The 1,127-nt window shown below is 74.6% G+C and carries 1 protein-coding gene; it reads left to right on the top strand.

Annotated features, from left to right (window positions below; genetic code table 11):
* Positions 1–1,127 (top strand): ABC transporter permease (locus O3Q52_RS53365; protein ID WP_269655583.1); only part of this gene is annotated, 1,127 nt, incomplete at both ends.

Below are 1,127 nucleotides of genomic sequence, written 5' to 3'. Positions count from 1 at the left end.
CCTGGCGCGCGGGGCGCTCGGGCTGCGGCTGCCGTCCGCGCTGGTCCTGGGCTGGCACAAGGCGTTCTCGCGCCGCCCCCGCTCGCTGGCCACGCTCGCCCGGCTGGCGCTGCCGCTGCTGCTGATCGTCGTGGCGATGAGCGCCTGGACCACCATCGACCGCTTCCAGACCAGGCCCGACCAGATCGGTCTCGCGGCCGCGCTCACCGTACGGGCCGACGAGACCCTGACCGATCCGGACGTACGCGCCCTGCTGGCCCGGAACCCGCAGGTCGACGCCGTCCACCCGGGCGTCGAGGTGGCCGCCCTGGTCCCCGGCCAGACGGGCACTATCGCCCTGCGCGGACTCGGCACGTACGAGGATCCGTACCCGTTCTCGCTGGCGGAGGGGCGCCCCGCGCGCGGTCCCGACGAGGCCGTGGCCGGTCAGGGACTGCTCGACCTGCTGGACGTGCGCGTCGGGGACTGGGTGCGGATCACGGTGGGCGCGCAGCCGCAGATCCTGCACATCGTCGGGCGCAGCATCGAGCCGGAGAACGGCGGCCGGGTCATCTCCACCTCGCTCGACACCCTCCGGGAGAACGACCCGGGGCTCGGACCGGCCCTCTACCAGCTCCAGCTGCGCCCCGGCGCGGACCCTCAGCGGGTGGCCGCGGAGCTGACCGAGGCCGCGCACGGAGACATCAGCGTGCACGCCGTGCCGAACCCGGCCGACGGGCTCTCGCCGCTGCGCGGAGTCGTCGTGGGACTGATCGCCGTGCTGGCGCTGATCGGCCTCATCGAGCTGCTCACGGCGATCGGCGGCACGGTACGCGAGGGCGAGCGAGACCTGCTGGCGCTGAAGGCGATCGGGCTGACCCCGCGGCAGATCACCGCGGTCACGGTGACGGCCACGGGGTGCACGGCACTGGCCGCGGTCCTCGTCGCCGCGGCGCTTGGGGTGCCGCTCGCCCACTGGCTGATCGACGCGCAGGGCAGGTCGAGCGGCATCGGCGCCGGGATCGCCCTGGGGCCCTCCCCCGGGCTGCTGCTGCTCCTGGGTAACCCCGGGGACCACGGGGTGGACGCCGACCGCTTCGACGTCACCCGCCTGGGCAAGGAGCACCTTGCCTTCGGCCATGGCGTCC

The organism is Streptomyces sp. ActVer, from assembly GCF_027270795.1.
GTDB classification, from domain to species: Bacteria; Actinomycetota; Actinomycetes; order Streptomycetales; family Streptomycetaceae; genus Streptomyces; species Streptomyces umbrinus_A.
The sequence above is the reverse complement of the archived record's forward strand: the minus strand, read 5'-3'. Positions and strand labels throughout refer to the sequence as shown.